Annotated in this window: 21 protein-coding genes; 12 read left to right on the top strand and 9 right to left on the bottom strand. The window is 64.5% G+C overall.

What is annotated here, in order from left to right:
• Positions 1-49: 49 nt before the first annotated feature.
• Positions 50-697 (top strand): glutathione S-transferase family protein, encoded by a 648-nt coding sequence (locus tag QA635_RS39540; protein WP_283065357.1) that lies wholly within the window; start codon positions 50-52, stop codon positions 695-697.
• 14 nt (positions 698-711) lie between these two features.
• Positions 712-1,146, top strand: a complete 435-nt coding sequence (locus tag QA635_RS39535) for a DUF6157 family protein (RefSeq protein ID WP_283065356.1) — start codon at positions 712-714, stop codon at positions 1,144-1,146.
• Between the two features lie 188 nt (positions 1,147-1,334).
• Here the strand turns inward: QA635_RS39535 and QA635_RS39530 are convergent, their stop codons facing one another.
• Both QA635_RS39530 and QA635_RS39525 read right to left on the bottom strand, forming a co-directional pair.
• On the bottom strand, positions 1,335-2,120 hold the full coding sequence (locus QA635_RS39530; protein WP_076832869.1) for an enoyl-CoA hydratase/isomerase family protein: 786 nt from the start codon (positions 2,118-2,120) through the stop codon (positions 1,335-1,337).
• Between the two features lie 14 nt (positions 2,121-2,134).
• The gene (locus QA635_RS39525; RefSeq protein WP_283065353.1) at positions 2,135-3,247 is read right to left on the bottom strand and encodes a cyclic nucleotide-gated ion channel; all 1,113 of its coding nucleotides are present in this window, start codon (positions 3,245-3,247) and stop codon (positions 2,135-2,137) included.
• Positions 3,248-3,564: 317 nt separating this feature from the next.
• Between QA635_RS39525 and QA635_RS39520 the strand changes: the two genes are divergently transcribed.
• Complete coding sequence (locus QA635_RS39520) at positions 3,565-4,233, top strand: Crp/Fnr family transcriptional regulator (RefSeq protein ID WP_016847460.1); 669 nt, start codon at positions 3,565-3,567, stop codon at positions 4,231-4,233.
• A 29-nt stretch (positions 4,234-4,262) separates the two neighbouring features.
• On the top strand, positions 4,263-5,132 hold the full coding sequence (locus QA635_RS39515; protein WP_283065350.1) for a DUF6537 domain-containing protein: 870 nt from the start codon (positions 4,263-4,265) through the stop codon (positions 5,130-5,132).
• Between the two features lie 108 nt (positions 5,133-5,240).
• On the opposite strand, the gene QA635_RS39510 is transcribed toward QA635_RS39515, so the two are convergent.
• The 3 genes from QA635_RS39510 to QA635_RS39500 are packed head-to-tail and all read right to left on the bottom strand — an operon-like array spanning position 5,241 to position 5,887.
• The gene (locus QA635_RS39510; RefSeq protein WP_225160891.1) at positions 5,241-5,459 is read right to left on the bottom strand and encodes a hypothetical protein; all 219 of its coding nucleotides are present in this window, start codon (positions 5,457-5,459) and stop codon (positions 5,241-5,243) included.
• A 52-nt stretch (positions 5,460-5,511) separates the two neighbouring features.
• Positions 5,512-5,724, bottom strand: coding sequence for a hypothetical protein (locus tag QA635_RS39505; RefSeq protein ID WP_225160892.1), 213 nt, complete (start codon positions 5,722-5,724; stop codon positions 5,512-5,514).
• Between the two features lie 25 nt (positions 5,725-5,749).
• Entirely contained in the window at positions 5,750-5,887 is a 138-nt protein-coding gene (locus QA635_RS39500; protein ID WP_253604911.1) for a hypothetical protein, read from the bottom strand.
• Between the two features lie 349 nt (positions 5,888-6,236).
• Here QA635_RS39500 and QA635_RS39495 point away from each other — a divergent pair, with 349 nt between their 5' ends.
• The 3 genes from QA635_RS39495 to QA635_RS39485 all read left to right on the top strand — a co-directional run bounded on the left by QA635_RS39495 (position 6,237) and on the right by QA635_RS39485 (position 7,870).
• Positions 6,237-6,443 (top strand): hypothetical protein, encoded by a 207-nt coding sequence (locus QA635_RS39495; RefSeq protein ID WP_283065345.1) that lies wholly within the window; start codon positions 6,237-6,239, stop codon positions 6,441-6,443.
• A gap of 91 nt (positions 6,444-6,534) precedes the next feature.
• Positions 6,535-6,897, top strand: coding sequence for a PRC-barrel domain-containing protein (locus QA635_RS39490; RefSeq protein ID WP_016847466.1), 363 nt, complete (start codon positions 6,535-6,537; stop codon positions 6,895-6,897).
• Between the two features lie 211 nt (positions 6,898-7,108).
• A complete protein-coding gene (locus QA635_RS39485; protein WP_092085323.1) occupies positions 7,109-7,870 on the top strand; it encodes a Crp/Fnr family transcriptional regulator in 762 nt (253 codons plus the stop codon).
• Positions 7,871-8,127: 257 nt separating this feature from the next.
• Here QA635_RS39485 and QA635_RS39480 read toward each other — a convergent pair whose 3' ends face one another.
• Positions 8,128-9,534 (bottom strand): TAXI family TRAP transporter solute-binding subunit, encoded by a 1,407-nt coding sequence (locus QA635_RS39480; RefSeq protein ID WP_283065342.1) that lies wholly within the window; start codon positions 9,532-9,534, stop codon positions 8,128-8,130.
• Between QA635_RS39480 and QA635_RS39475 the strand changes: the two genes are divergently transcribed.
• From QA635_RS39475 to QA635_RS39465, 3 genes are all read left to right on the top strand, one after another.
• Complete coding sequence (locus QA635_RS39475; RefSeq protein ID WP_125459242.1) at positions 9,533-9,772, top strand: hypothetical protein; 240 nt, start codon at positions 9,533-9,535, stop codon at positions 9,770-9,772. The genes QA635_RS39480 and QA635_RS39475 overlap by 2 nt on opposite strands.
• Before the next feature lie 187 nt (positions 9,773-9,959).
• Positions 9,960-10,313, top strand: a complete 354-nt coding sequence (locus QA635_RS39470) for a DUF3307 domain-containing protein (protein WP_283065339.1) — start codon at positions 9,960-9,962, stop codon at positions 10,311-10,313.
• Positions 10,314-10,484: 171 nt separating this feature from the next.
• Positions 10,485-10,886, top strand: coding sequence for a hypothetical protein (locus tag QA635_RS39465; RefSeq protein ID WP_283065337.1), 402 nt, complete (start codon positions 10,485-10,487; stop codon positions 10,884-10,886).
• Between the two features lie 6 nt (positions 10,887-10,892).
• On the opposite strand, the gene QA635_RS39460 is transcribed toward QA635_RS39465, so the two are convergent.
• Together QA635_RS39460 and QA635_RS39455 are read right to left on the bottom strand one after the other, a co-directional pair.
• Positions 10,893-11,228 (bottom strand): YkgJ family cysteine cluster protein, encoded by a 336-nt coding sequence (locus QA635_RS39460; protein WP_016847471.1) that lies wholly within the window; start codon positions 11,226-11,228, stop codon positions 10,893-10,895.
• The gene (locus QA635_RS39455) at positions 11,228-11,926 is read right to left on the bottom strand and encodes a helix-turn-helix transcriptional regulator (protein ID WP_028336549.1); all 699 of its coding nucleotides are present in this window, start codon (positions 11,924-11,926) and stop codon (positions 11,228-11,230) included. The genes QA635_RS39460 and QA635_RS39455 overlap by 1 nt, the downstream gene beginning before the upstream one ends.
• A 207-nt stretch (positions 11,927-12,133) precedes the next feature.
• Here QA635_RS39455 and QA635_RS39450 point away from each other — a divergent pair, with 207 nt between their 5' ends.
• Together QA635_RS39450 and QA635_RS39445 are read left to right on the top strand one after the other, a co-directional pair.
• A complete protein-coding gene (locus QA635_RS39450) occupies positions 12,134-12,367 on the top strand; it encodes a hypothetical protein (RefSeq protein WP_028336548.1) in 234 nt (77 codons plus the stop codon).
• 64 nt (positions 12,368-12,431) lie between these two features.
• Positions 12,432-13,163, top strand: coding sequence for a glutathione S-transferase family protein (locus tag QA635_RS39445; RefSeq protein ID WP_283065333.1), 732 nt, complete (start codon positions 12,432-12,434; stop codon positions 13,161-13,163).
• Here QA635_RS39445 and QA635_RS39440 read toward each other — a convergent pair.
• On the bottom strand, positions 13,160-13,795 hold the full coding sequence (locus tag QA635_RS39440) for a pyridoxamine 5'-phosphate oxidase family protein (protein ID WP_283065331.1): 636 nt from the start codon (positions 13,793-13,795) through the stop codon (positions 13,160-13,162). The genes QA635_RS39445 and QA635_RS39440 overlap by 4 nt on opposite strands.
• Between the last annotated feature and the right edge of the window lie 2 nt (positions 13,796-13,797).

Raw genomic sequence — 13,797 nt, 5'->3', positions numbered from 1 at the left:
TAGGCGGACATAAGGAGGCCATGCCCCCGACGGCGCAAGGAGACCCGCCATGACCACCACCACCGACCGCGTCACGCTGTATTATTCGCCGCAGAGCCGCGCCACCGGCACCCGCGTGCTGCTGGAGGAACTCGGCGTGCCGTATGACCTGCAGGTCCTGAACATGAAGGCCGGCGAGCAGCGCAAGGACGCCTATCTCGCCATCAATCCGCTCGGCAAGGTGCCGGCGATCCGCCACGGTGACGCGCTGGTCACCGAGCAGGTCGCGATCTTCATCTATCTCGCCGATCTGTTTCCGCAGGCCGGCCTGACGCCGGCGCTGAACGATCCGCGCCGCGGCCCGTATCTGCGCTGGATCGCCTATTACGGTTCATCGTTCGAGCCGGCCGTGATCGACCATTTCATGAAGCGCGAGCCTGCGCCGATCACTCAGTCGCCCTATGCCGATTACGACACCATGCTGGGCGCACTGGAATCGCAGCTGGCAAAGGGGCCCTATCTGCTCGGCGAAGAGATCACGGCGGCTGACATCCTCTGGGGCATCGCGCTCTCTTGGACCATGATGTTCGGCATCGTGCCGAAAAGGGACGTGTTCGTCCGCTATGCCGAGCGCATCGCCGCACGCCCGGCCTTCCAGCGGATATCGAAGGCCGATGACGAGATGGCGGCGCAGCATGCAGCAGTCGCCGGAGTGTGATACGGATCGGGCCGATGGCGAAAGTCCTGCACAGCACCAACTGCTTCAACACCTTGATCCGCGTCGCGGAGGACTGTCCGGCGCAGCGCGGTGAGGAGCCGCAGTTGCGCGGTGGCCAACCGACGGTTGCCGTGCTGCAATACCGGATGATCGCGGGCGCGCCCTACAAGTACACCTCCGACGACGTCGTGTTCGCGACGTCGGTGGCCGGCCGCGGGCTCGATGCGAAAGCGGCGAAGAAAGCGCGCAGCCTCGCCCGCGAGACGTTCTTCTCGCGCGGCCAGGCCTGCATGCGCGCCTCGCCGCTCGGCAAGCGTTTCGGCTGGGGCGTCCATGCCGACGCCGAGGGCCGCATCGCGCTCTACGCTGTCGACAGCAAGCGCTACCAGGCGCTCGCCGCGGATCCTGACATCGCGCAGGTCCGCGCGATGCGGAGCAAGCGGGCGTAGCGGGTCCCAACGAGGATCGCGACGACTATTGGACCGTCATCCCCGCGCAAAGGCTTCGCCTTTGTCGCTGGAGGTGCGAGCGGAGCGAGCCTCGAAGGATGAATCGGCCACCAGCCGGGCCGTCGACCCTTCGAGACGCCGCTACGCGGCTCCTCAGGGTGACGGGATAAAGGAGCCGGGACGCCGACCTAAAACCGCGGCGCCCGCTTCTCGGCGAAGGCCTTGATGCCTTCCTTGATCTCGTCGCCGCGCATGCTGTCGCGGTGGCGGGCGTCGGCGGCGGCTTCATCCAGTGCGCCGCGGGCGAATTCGTTGATTGCGCGCTTCATGCCGGCCATCGCCTTGGGCGCGTTGCCCGCCAAAATCGTCGCGAGCTTGTCGACTTCCTCGTCGAGCAGGTCGAGCGATACCATCGCGGTGAGGTAGCCGATCCGCAGCATCTCCGGCGCCGATATCTTCTGCGCGGTCAGGAACAGCATCCTGGCGTTGTCGACGCCGAGCCGCGTGACGTAGCGCTGAATGCCGCTCTTGTAATAGTGCAGCCCGAGCCGCGCCGCCGGCATGAACATCTCGGCGGTATCGACGCCGATGCGGAAGTCGCAGGCGAGCGCGAGGTCGGTCGAGCCGCCATAGACCCCGCCATTGAGCCGGCAGATCGTCGGCACGCTGAGATCCTCGAGCCGGTTGACCACGACCTCGAACGCCGAACCCGCGCTCTGTTGTTCGCTGGCGCTCACCGCGCGCTCGGCGACGGAGTTGAGGTCGTAGCCGGCGGAGAACGCGCGGCCGGTTCCGGTCAGCACCAGCACGCGGATCGCGGGATCGGCCTCGATCCGGTCGAACAATGTCAGCAGCTCGCCGAGGTCCTCGGCCTGCAGGCGGTTGAGATGTTTCGGCCGGTTGAGGCGGATCGTTGCGCGTGCGCCCGCGATTTCGAGCACGGGTCCGCTGGCGGTGTCGGCCGCGTCAGCCATCTTGGTCTCCATCATTATTGATTCTCACGTTCGCGCCGCTTGGCCTCGGCGTCGATGGTCTCGGCGAGATCGGGATGCCTTGCCATCAACAGGCGGAAATCGACCAGGTCAAGCACCAACAGCCTGGTCACCTTGCTGGTCGAGACGCTGGCGCCGCGCTTGGCGTTGCCGAGCAACGCCATCTCGCCGAAGAACTCGCCTTCGCCAAGCTTCACCTTGCGCCCGGGCAGGTCGACCTCGACCTCGCCGGCGGCGACGAAATACATGCAGTCGCCATTGGTGTCCTTGCGGATGATCATGGTGCGCGGCGGCAGGTCCATGGTCCGCAGCATTTGAGTGACGTCGGCGATCGCGGCCGGGCCGAGGTGCGCGAAGAACGGCACCTTGCTGACGGTCTCCCAGGTTCGCAAGAAATTGTCGCGGCGGGTTTCGGCGGCAAAGCCGGTCGCCAGGATACCGGTCCACAGCCCGAACACGCCGAGGCCCGAGATCATCACCATGGCGGCCACCACGCGGCCGAGTGGAGTGATCGGCACCACGTCGCCATAGCCGGTCGTGGTCAGCGTCACCACCGCCCACCATAGTGCTGCCGGCACGCTGCCGAAGGTCTGCGGCTGGACGTCCCGCTCCAGGAAATATTCCGCGACGGAGGCCAGGAACACCACCATCAGGAAGATCACGAGCACGCTGAGCAGCGGCCCGGATTCCACCACCAGCACGCGCCGGAGCTGGCGCAGGCCGGGAATGCCCGGCACCACCTTGAGCACCCAGAGCACGCCGAGCAGCCAGGCGGTCTTCGGCTCGACGCCGGACAGCAAGGCCACCGGCACGGCCAGCGCGCCGATCGCGTCGACCACGCCGGCGCTGGACAGCGCGTAGAACCAGAATTTGCCCTGCCGGCCCATGTGGCGCAGCCGCACCAGCCATTCGAATACGAAATAGGCGAGGCAGGCCCACAGCAGCGCATCGACCCAGAGCGGCGCCGCGTCATGGGCCGGCGCGACCGTCAGCAGCGTCATCATGGCGACACCGGCCGCGACCGCGACATAGGCCGCCGTGGTCATGTTGCGGCCGGCGGTGGCGGAAACGAAGCGCGTCAAGGCCGGAAGGACGAGCCGCTTGGACATCGGAACGGAGCTTGCCTGTCGATGAACTGCTGGAATTGAGGCCCTGCGAACGCCAGAGCCGATATCACAACGTGCCTCTCCCGGTTGAGGCCGTCAACGCGCGGGCCGTGGCGGGATGATCGCGGTGAAAGACCCATCAGTTGGACGAAAGGCCTAACCATGTTGGCCCGATTTTGCGCCCGCGAATGTGAGAAATCGGACAAAACGTCGCTTTTTCCCCGTATATCAGGGATGCTGGTCGCCGATGCGACCTTGGCCGGAATGAAGCGACTAATAAGGCGATCTTATTCACTTCTTGAGAAATTGGTTGGTTTCCGATGGATACCTCACATCTCGCGGAGCACGCAGGCGCCGCCGGCAGTTTCTTCGCATCGATCTTCGTGGTTGCCACGCTGTCGATGCGGACCATGATCCCGTTGCGCGTCTTCGCCATCCTGACCAACATCATCCTGATCGCGACCGCCGTCCCGACCCACAATTACGCGACGCTGATCCTGCATGCCGTGCTGCTGCCGGTGAACACCTATCGGCTGCACCAGATGCTGCAACTGGTCCGTAACGTGAAGAAATCGGTCAACAGCGATCTGTCGATGGAATGGCTGAAGCCGTTCACGACGGAACGCAAATGCACCGCGGGCGAAGTCCTGTTCTACAAGGACGAGAAGGCCGACAGCATGTTCTACATTGTCAGTGGCCGCTTCCGCCTGGTCGAATCCGGCATCGAGCTGCCGGTCGGCGCCCTGGTCGGCGAGTTCGGCATGCTGTCGCCGTCGAACACGCGAACCCAGACGCTGGAGTGCGTCGAGACCGGCATGGTGCTGTCGGTGACCTATGACCAGGTCGAGCAGCTCTACGTCCAGAACCCGGCGTTCGGCTTCTACTTCCTGCGCCTCGCCAGCGCCCGCCTGTTCCAGAATATCTCGACGCTCGAGCAGCAGCTCGCGCAGCACGCCACCCCACAGGTCGCGGAGCCCAAACCTGCATGAGCCCCGTGACGAGTTCTGGAGGCGCCGCAGTGGCGGATGACGACGGTCTCCTGGCTTCGCTCCGTTACCTCTTTGCCGATATCATCGGCGATGAGGACGAGGGGCCGCCGGTGCTGCCCGACGCCTGCCCGGACCATCTCGGGCCGGCCGTCACCAAGGCCATCGATCTGTTGATCGCCTATCAGAGCACGAGCTACGCCCAGCTCTATATCGACCGGCTCAAGCGCTTCGTCGGCCGCCGCGGCGTCGACGACGCCCTGCTTGCCGAGATCGGCCGCCTGATGGCGGAGCGCATGGCCTATGAGGACGCGATTCGCATCGCGCAGCTCAAGCTTGGCGAAGTCAATGCGGCGGGCGGCCTTGCGGCGCGCTCGGCCGACGACGTCAAGAAGTTTCGCCTGGACGAGTTGATCGACGCCCTGCCGGCCGTGGTCGCCGATCCGGTGCTCGGCGTGCTGGATCAGTTCGGCTGGCGGCGTCGCCGGGTCTCGATTCGCTTCAGCGCCAACAACCGCTTCAGCGTTCGCCGGCTCAGGATCGAGGCGGGCCTGAAGCGCTGGCGGCTGTTCTCGGGACGCTATGCGAGGGAGCGCGTCTGGGTCGAGCGCTGGCTGCACATGATCGACCGCAGCCTGACCAAGCAGCCGGGCGCCGCCCCGGCGGTCGTGCAGACCGCGACCATGATCCAGGGTTACGGCGATCCCTACCGCCAGGGCATCGCGGACTGGCACGTGATCATCGACGGGCTCGCCAAGCCGACCTTCGACGGCGTGCTCGTGCTCCCCGACCTTGCCGGCGCCATTGCGGAAGCGCGCGCAGCCACCATGCCAGATCCGCGGCAGGCAGCGCTGAAGCGCAAGATCGCGGAGATCCGCGCCCGGGCACCGGCGGTATCGTAAGAACCTTCGCCGTCATTGCGAGCGAAGCGAAGCAATCCAGTTCCCCGCTTGCGGCGCTGTGGATTGCTTCGCTTCGCTCGCAATGACGCGGGAATCTGCCGAAGCCATCTACCGCTTCATGTGCGGTGGCTCGTCGTAGCCGCGGCGGCTGGAATAGAACAACAGGCCCATCAGGCCGATGCAGACCGCGGCCAGAAGCGCAATGCAGATCGTGAACACCACGATGCCATAGGTCGGCACCGGAGCGTCCACAGTCAGACCTTCATAGGCGTAGGCGCCGACGGCGGCCAAAAAGGCCAGCAGGCCGATGCTGATTGCAATGCGCATGCGTAGCTGCCTCTGCTGAGGGCCGAGGGCAACAGGGCACTTGCGCCGGCTTTCACGCCGCGGCGGTAGCCTTCGCCAGCGCCTGCCGTCCGGCTTCGGTCAGCTCGGAAAGCGTCGTCCTGCCGCTCTTGGCGCATTTGATGATGTATCTGGCAACGCGGCGGCGGGTGTCATGTTCCTCGCCGTGAGCTGCGTCTGCGCAAACGCGATCAAGCGCAGCGTTCATGGCGAAGAGCGTGCGTGAGTCAAACCGTTCCTCGATCATCGCAGCTCTCCTTTGCGACTCGCGGCTACTTGCGGAACGTCAGCCATTCGCTGACTTCCATCACAGTCTCGGTCTGTCTGGCCTTCTTCATCAGCATTTCGCGTTCCCGTCCCGGCGGCAGCTTGCGCGCCGCAATGCGCGAATCTTCGGCGAATTTCTGCAAGCGGTTTTCGAACGATCCGGGAGGCCGCGATCTGTTGCGCTTCTTCTTGATCATGCCGTCTCCGAGCTGGAACCAGCAATACTAGGCTTGTTCCCGGGAGGCCGTCGTTAACCCATGACATCGGTCGAATTGAAAAAAACGCGCGCCGGAAATTGCGATCCAAGATCGCGACCTGGGATCGCGAAGATCGCAGGAACGATCTTCGGTGCTCTGCGTAACACTCGTGCGTTCGCTGCTTTGCTCCCCGAAAGGCGGTGGACCACTCCGGTGACGGGCCTCGGCGAATTTGATCGCCGGGGCCCGCATGTCTTCAAGCAAGGCAGCCAAGGCAACAAGAAGGACATAAGCAGTGGCACATTCCAATCAGGGCATCGTGAAAGACAACAAGGGGCAGGAGCAGCCGGCCGACAAGCAGCGCGCGCAGACCGCGCAAAAGACCGACCCGCGAAAGTCGAATGCGCGCGAAGCGACGCGTGATCCGAAATTGAACGATGCCGACAAGACGCCGGGATCCGGCATGACATCAGACGACCGCGGCGATCCTCCAACGGGCTGAACGGCGTTTCGCTCTGCAGCAATCGCGGCAATGCGGCAGGAACGATGACTCGGGCCGATCGTTGGCGTCGAGGGATCAATGGAGAAGTGTCATGGCGATGGACGAGAAGGAGGTCGGAAACCTGATCGGCAGCGACAAGGTCGAGGGCACCGCGGTCTATGGCTCCGACGAGCGCAAGATCGGCTCGATCGAACGGGTGATGATCGACAAGAAGAGCGGGCGGGTGTCTTACGCCGTACTCGGCTTCGGCGGCATTCTCGGTCTCGGCAACGACCATTATCCGCTGCCCTGGCAGTCGCTCAAATACGACACGAGACTGGGCGGCTATGTCACCGGCGTCACCGAGAGCCAGCTGCGCGGCGCGCCGAAATACGGCAGCGAGCGCGAGTGGAATTGGTCCGATATCGGCACCACGCGCGCGGTGAACGACTACTACGGCGTGCCGTTCGTCTGAACGTCCCTTAGACGTCCCCCCGAGCCGGGGGACCCGTATTTCACCGGTGGTACCCACCGGGAGCCGAGGTGTGCCTGATGCTCGGGATGTAACCGTCGCATCCTTGGGACGTCTGTACACTAGTGAACATACGTCAATAGCTGTGCAAGGTAACATACGTAATTGAAGTCGGTCCTGCAGTTGCCCGATTAAACATGCGGGAGACCAATCGTTGGCGTCGCTAATCCGGAAATTGGAGCAGTTTGCACGGCTTTCGCCGGTAGACCAGGTCCTTCTCAATCGCGCGTCTACCGAGCGCGTCCGCCATTTTGGTCCGCGGGTCGACATCGTCCGCGAGGGCGAGAAGCCGAAGGACGTCCATCTGATCCTGTCCGGCTGGGCCTATCGCTACAAGCAGCTCGAGGACGGCCGGCGTCAGATCGTGGCCTTCTTTCTGCCCGGCGACATTTGCGACGTGAACGTCTTCATCCTGCGCGAGATGGATCATTCGATCGGTACCGTCACGGCAGTGTCGATCGCCGACCTCTCCCGCGAATTCTTCGACAAGGTCGCGGCCGGACATCCGCGCATCGTGACCGCGTTCTGGTGGGAAACCCTGGTCAACGCGGCGATCCAGCGCGAATGGACCATGAGCCTCGGCCAGCGAACGGCGCTGGAGCGGATGGCCCATCTGCTGTGCGAGATCTGGCTCCGGCTGCGTGCCGCCGGCCTGACCCAGGGCGACAGCTGTGATTTCCCGCTGACCCAGGGCGATCTCGCCGATGCCACCGGGCTCTCCAAGGTTCACGTCAACCGAACGCTGCAGGAATTGCGCGCCGGCGGCCTGATCGTACTCAAGGGAAAGACCCTGGTCGTCCCCAATCTCGAGCGGCTGATGCACGCCGGCCTGTTCAACCCGAACTACCTGCATATGGATCACGAGGGACGGCAGCTCGACGCCGCTGCGACGCCGACGGACGCGGCGGTCGGGTAGTAAGCGCTGCGCTCCGGTGCATGTCGAGAGCGTGCGGATGTATGGTTCACCGGCCGTTTAACATAGGCGGTGTCGTCCTGGCGAAAGCCAGGACCCATTACCCCAAGTCTCAATTGTTGCGCGATGCTGGGGCCGCGATCCCGTTCATCAGCAAAAGCGGTGGTAATGGGTCCTGGCTTTCGCCAGGACGACAGTGGTGCATGTGGCGTGATCGCACGGACGACAGTTGTATCTGTGGCGCAACCAACGGCTTGGTTTCACCCGTTCGCCGCCTTCACCACCACGAGGTTCTCGTCCGGCACGGCCGGGTGGCGCTTGAGGTGATCGCGGCGCAGTGCGATCTCGTCGCGGACCAATTCGTAGCCGAGCTTGAACGTGTCCATTCCGTCGCCGGAAACGGTGCCGTCGCGCAGGCCGGTCACCGCGCCGCGCAGGATTGCCTCGAGCTCATCCTGCAATTCGTCGAGATGTTCGGCGCAAGTGGCGTGCTCGACGCGCTCGCCGATGTCGAGGATCCTGCCCGCCAGCTCGCTGGCCTTCTCCGGTGCGACGCGGGTGATCTTGGTGTAGATCGCGGCGAAGATCGAGCCGATGATGCTGAGCGCGGCGGCAGCGAGATACATCACGTCGCTGTAGCGATCCATGAACGACTTGGTATCGTCGTTGATGTATTCGGCGGCGCCCTGATGGGCGACGATGAAGGCGTCCTTGTCGGTCGCCGCCGGCTCGATCTTGGAGGCGAAGCCGTCGTCGAGCGCGAGTTCCGACTTGTTCTCGTAGATGATGCGGGCGAGCTCGGCGGCTGTCGTCGTGGACATCGAGGATTGCGCGACCAGCAGCCATTCCAGCCCGATGGTGTCGACCTCGTCATCGGGGATCGCCGGCGAGGACGACAGCATGCCGGTCGAGACCGTCTCCTCCGAAATCGCCGGGTATTTGCGCGCCAGTGCCTTGGCCGCGTCGATCGCATTCAGCGTGAAGCCGCCGGCGCGCTTGGCATATTGCTCGTAGGTCTTGTCCTTCACGATCTTCGAGGCATGCTCGATCGCGATCACAGCAGCAAAGCCGGAGGCGAACAGCTTGTCGAAAGGTGTGTTCGGCGGCGCCTGCTGTACCCGCTGCGCCGCGTCGGGGCTGTCGGCAATCTCGAGCGCGCTGCGGACGAAATTGACGCTGTTTTCGCCGTCGCCGACGACCGCGATCCGCTTCTTCTTGAGCTCGCTCAGCGATTTGATCTTCTTGCCGCCGGGGCTGAGCACCAGCACCACGTCATGCTCGAGGATCGCGATGGCGCGGGCACGCGGCGGCACCCTTGCGTCGGTGCGCAGGATGGCAAGCGAGGCGTCGCGGCGATCGAATTGCGCCAGCGCCTTGGCGTTGTCGAGGTTCGGCGCGATCTTCAGCCGCAGCCGCGACGAATTGTTCTTCAGCACGGTGGCGAGCTTGGCGGCGAATTTCGCCTCCGGACCCTTGGCATCGCCGACCGCGAACACCAGCGTTTCGGAATTGCGCAGCCAGAGCCGGCCGCCGATCACGGTGATCGCGCTCAGGAGCAGCGTCAGCAGGGTGAAGACGATGATCTGCGCGCGGTTGGTCTTGACGACCGGTTTGGCGACCGGTGGGCGCGGCGGCATCGGCGCAGGCGAGGGGGCTTCGGCACTCATGGCTGATTACCTGGCTCATCACCCGTCCGGGACGGCCCGTTGCCGCAACCCGATCGGCGCGGCGCTGCCCGGTGAATCCGTAAATGGCTATAAAAGAAAGAAAATTTCCTATGTTGCCGACGATATACCTCCCCGGGGGGAATGCAAACCGGCCGCCGGCCGTAACCTTAATCTCGGCCGGCCTGCGCCGCGATGCCACATGACCATTGCCACTATCGACGGTCGGACCGAGATGTGATTTTCGAGGAGGCGCAGGTGCATTCTGGCGCCGGAGATGTCATAAATGAGACACGCTTCGGTTTGCGGAATTGTGCTGACGGCCTGACCCGGATTTCTTGCAATCACATTCATCGAAGTAAAAGGGCGTCAGCTTGTTGTTTCCCTCCATGTCATCGTCGGTGTCGGTTGGTGCCCTGGTGGGATGGATGTTGCTTCTCACCGCAAAGCACATCATCGCCGACTTCATGCTGCAGAACGCCTGGATGGCGATCGGCAAGGACCAGAAAACCGGCTGGGCGCTGCCGCTGCTGGCGCACTGCCTGGTGCATCTCGCGGTCGCCCTGGCGCTGATCCTGGTGGTGGCGCCGCGGTTCTGGTACGTCGCCTTCATCGACTTCTTGATCCACATCATCGTCGATCGGGCCAAGGGCATCTGCGCCTCGCATTTCGGCGTGACGCTGGAATCCGGCCATCCTTGGTTCTGGACCCTGATCGGGGTCGACCAGGCGCTGCACCACCTCACCGGCTTCGCGCTGTCGATCTATATGGCCGCGAACTGAACGGCTCGCGCGCACCTTTCCTTCCATCCTGGACCACGAATCCAGCCGGGCTGCGGCGGGCGGATGTGATTCGCGCGCAACGGGCAAGACCCTCCGGAGGCGACCGGAGGCCGTGGTTAACCTTTCGTTAGAGGATTACGCGGCATCTTCCCGATCGAGGGGGATTTGCAAATGTTTTCAAGCCGCGACGCCTTCGAGAACGATGCCTGCCCGGTTGCCGACGACCTGCTCGGCCAGATGTATCGCGCCAATCCGAACGGGCTCTCGTTGCTGGTTGCTAATGTCGCGCCCGATGTCAGGGCGAGGCTCGCGCTGTTCTGCTATCGCCGCAGCCATCTGCACGCGCTCGCGGTCGCGATCGCGTCGAGCTGCAGCGAGTGGGAGCTGGCGAATTCAGGCGGCCGTGTCGGCTCGACGCTCTACGCGCTGTCGCGCGAGCCGGCCCGCGCCGCGACCGTTTCGCATGGTGGCCGCAAGCCGATCACGCTGTCGACCAAGCCGTTGACGACCTTCGCGCCGATCGTCGATGACGAACTCGACGACGAGGACGTCAGCGACAAGGTCTCGGCGTAACGTCTGTTAGATCGGCTGCGCGCTCGCGATGAGCGGCAGCCCGTGCCGGCGCCGCGCCATCGCGCATTCCGCGTCGCCCGGCTGGCAGGTCCGGCATACCTCCGGCCGCACCGCATAGACCTCGCAGCGGGTTGCTTCTCCGACCCGGCCCGCTAGCGCCGAGCAGCGGTCGCCCTCGCAGCGCATGCCTGATTGTCGCGCATTGACGAATTGCGGTGGGATCAGATCGAGCTGCGCGTCGTCCTCGATGGTGAAGCGCGGCCAGTTCTCCGAATAGCTGCAGCAGGCACCGCAGGATTGGCAGGGGCTTGCGTCGGCTGCGTCGATCGCGTTGTCGGCCATCAGGTGTCCCTCGGCGCTTCCCAGACCAGGCTGCGCCGCCAGCGCGCCCTGAGCAGGTCGCGCCGCTCCGGATATTTCTCGTCGTGATAGACCGCCGTGACCACGCGGTCGGTGCGGAAGCTGCGGAAATCCTTGCGCAGCTCGCACCAGGCGGCGAGCAGCCGCACCGCCTCGTGATAGCCGACCGCGATCGGCCAGATCGTGCGCTCAGAGTCGCGGCCATGCTCGTCGCGATAGTTCAGCGTGATCTTCTTGCCCTCATGGATCTGGCTGCGGGTCCTGACCATGTCGATGCGGTCGGGCTCCCGGTTCCAGGCCGAGCGGGCCCGGCTTGCCGGCTCCAGCACGAACGGCCGCAGTCGGTCGGGCACGGTCTCGGCGATCTTGGCCATCAGGTCCTCGGCCGCGCGGGCCAGCGCCGGATCGGCGTGGCCGACCACCCATTGTGCGCCGAGCACGCAGGCCTCGATCTCGTCGGGTGTCAGCATCAAGGGCGGCAGGTCGAATCCCTTCTCCAGGATGTAGCCCATGCCGGCCTCGCCGCGGATCGGCACCCGCTGCTCGATCAGGCTGGCGATGTCGCGATAGATCGTCCGCTTCGATGTCTCGAGCTCGGCTGCGATTGCATCGGCAGTCAAAGGCTTACGGGTGCGTCGGAGCACCTGGATGATCTGAAACAGCCGGTCGGCGCGTCTCATGGCAACTCTCTCGATCGCTCTCTTGGCACGTGTCTTGTCGAGTGTCTCGGTGGCTGTTTTGGCAGCCGTCTTGACGAGTGTCTTGACGGGTCTCGTCGTCTCTCGGTGCGCAGGCTTTTCTGGGCCCCGTCCGGCTACTGCTGACAGCATGTTGGCAGCAGGTGGGGGCTATATCAGGACAACACCTCAAGTGAAGGGAATTTGTCCATGACGAATCTTGACGAACTCGGTTTCCGGCAGGCGCAAGGCTTTGCGCTGGAACAGCTGGTCACGGTCTACTCCACTTCCGGCGACCTGCGCTGGGCCCTGGTCGCGCTGATCGCACAGTCGATCAGCACGGTCTGGTCCTACGGGCGGGCACGCCTGGTCAAGCGCGTTCGCGAGGCGGTTCGCCGCCTCGCACCCGTCGGCCCGTTCGACAGTGAATGCCACTACTGCTGACACCATGCTGGCAGCAGGGGACAGCTAGCTTCAACTCACGACCACAGGCGATCGGGAGCTTCATATGATTACGCTTTTTGGCTTTGGCACGGGCTTCGGCTTGCCGGAAATCAGCCCCTTCGTGACCAAAACCGAGGTCCAGCTCAAGATGGCCGGGCTCGACTATCGCAAGGAGAAGGCGATGCCGCCGGCGTCTCCCAAGGGCCAGCTGCCATTCATCGCCGACGACGGCGAGACGATCGCCGATTCGACCTTCATCCGTGCCCATATCGAGGGCAAATACGGCTTCGATTTCGACGCGCCGCTCAGCCTGCAGGCGCGCGCCCAGGCGTGGGCCTTCGAGCGCATGATCGAGCATCACGTCTACTGGGCGCTGGTCGGCGCGCGCTGGGTCGACGACACCAATTTCGCCAAGGGGCCCGCGCATTTCTTCGACGGCGCGCCCGACCATATGCGCGACAAGATGCGCGAGGACGCCCAGTTCCGCGTTGCCGAGAACTATCTGCTGAGCGGGCTTGGCCGTCACGGACCGGACGAAGACGTCGATCTCGCGATCCGTTCGCTGTTCGCGCTGTCGGTGCATCTCGGCGACAAGCCGTATCTGATGGGCGATGCGCCGTGCGGCACCGATGCCACCGCGTTCGGCGCGCTGGCGGGAATCCTCACCCCGTTCTTCGATTCGCCGCTGCGCGAGCGCACCGAGAAGTTCGACAATCTCACCGCCTATGTCGGCCGGATGATGCGGCAATATTATCCGGAATTCGCCTGGGCGCCGCTGCAGCAGCAGGCGGCCTAAGCCGGCGCGGCAGGGGCGGGCTGGCCCTTCAATGCGGCCAGCTCCGCCTCGAGCTCGGCGATGCGCTGGTCGCGCGAGGCCAGCGCTGCCGCGACATCGGCCGCGTCGAACTTTTGCGGAATGTGCTGCGGGCAGTTGGTGTCCCACGCCGTGACCTTGAACAGGATCACCTGCTCGGGCCGCGCCCGGTAGCCCCGCGGCATCAGCGTGCGGGTCAGCGCCGGATCGTCCTCCACCACCTTCGCCTCGCCCCACAGCTTGACGCGGCGGCGGTGCGCGTAATCCATCACGAAGATATAGGCCTTGGCATTCTCCGAGAGATTGCCCTGGGTGATGAACTGGCGGTTGCCGCTGTAGTCGGCGAACGCGATGGTGTGCTTGTCGAGCACCTTGATGAAGCCCTTCGGTCCGCCGCGATGCTGGATGTAGGGCTGGCCGTCGGCCGAGGCGGTCGCGAGATAGAAGCTGTTCACCTCGCCGAGGAAGCCGGCGAGGTTCTCGTCGATCTCGCTGCGCCAGCCGCCATGTGCCTCGACTTCGGCGTAGGTGGCGCGTGAGCCCTTGCGGGTCTGGATCGCCTTCACCGCCGGACTGAATGCGACGTCGCTCGCAGAGCTGTGACCATCTGACATCG

The sequence above is a fragment of the Bradyrhizobium brasilense genome (genome assembly GCF_029714345.1).
Lineage (GTDB): Bacteria > Pseudomonadota > Alphaproteobacteria > Rhizobiales > Xanthobacteraceae > Bradyrhizobium > Bradyrhizobium australafricanum.
This window is presented reverse-complemented; position numbering and strand designations above follow the sequence as displayed.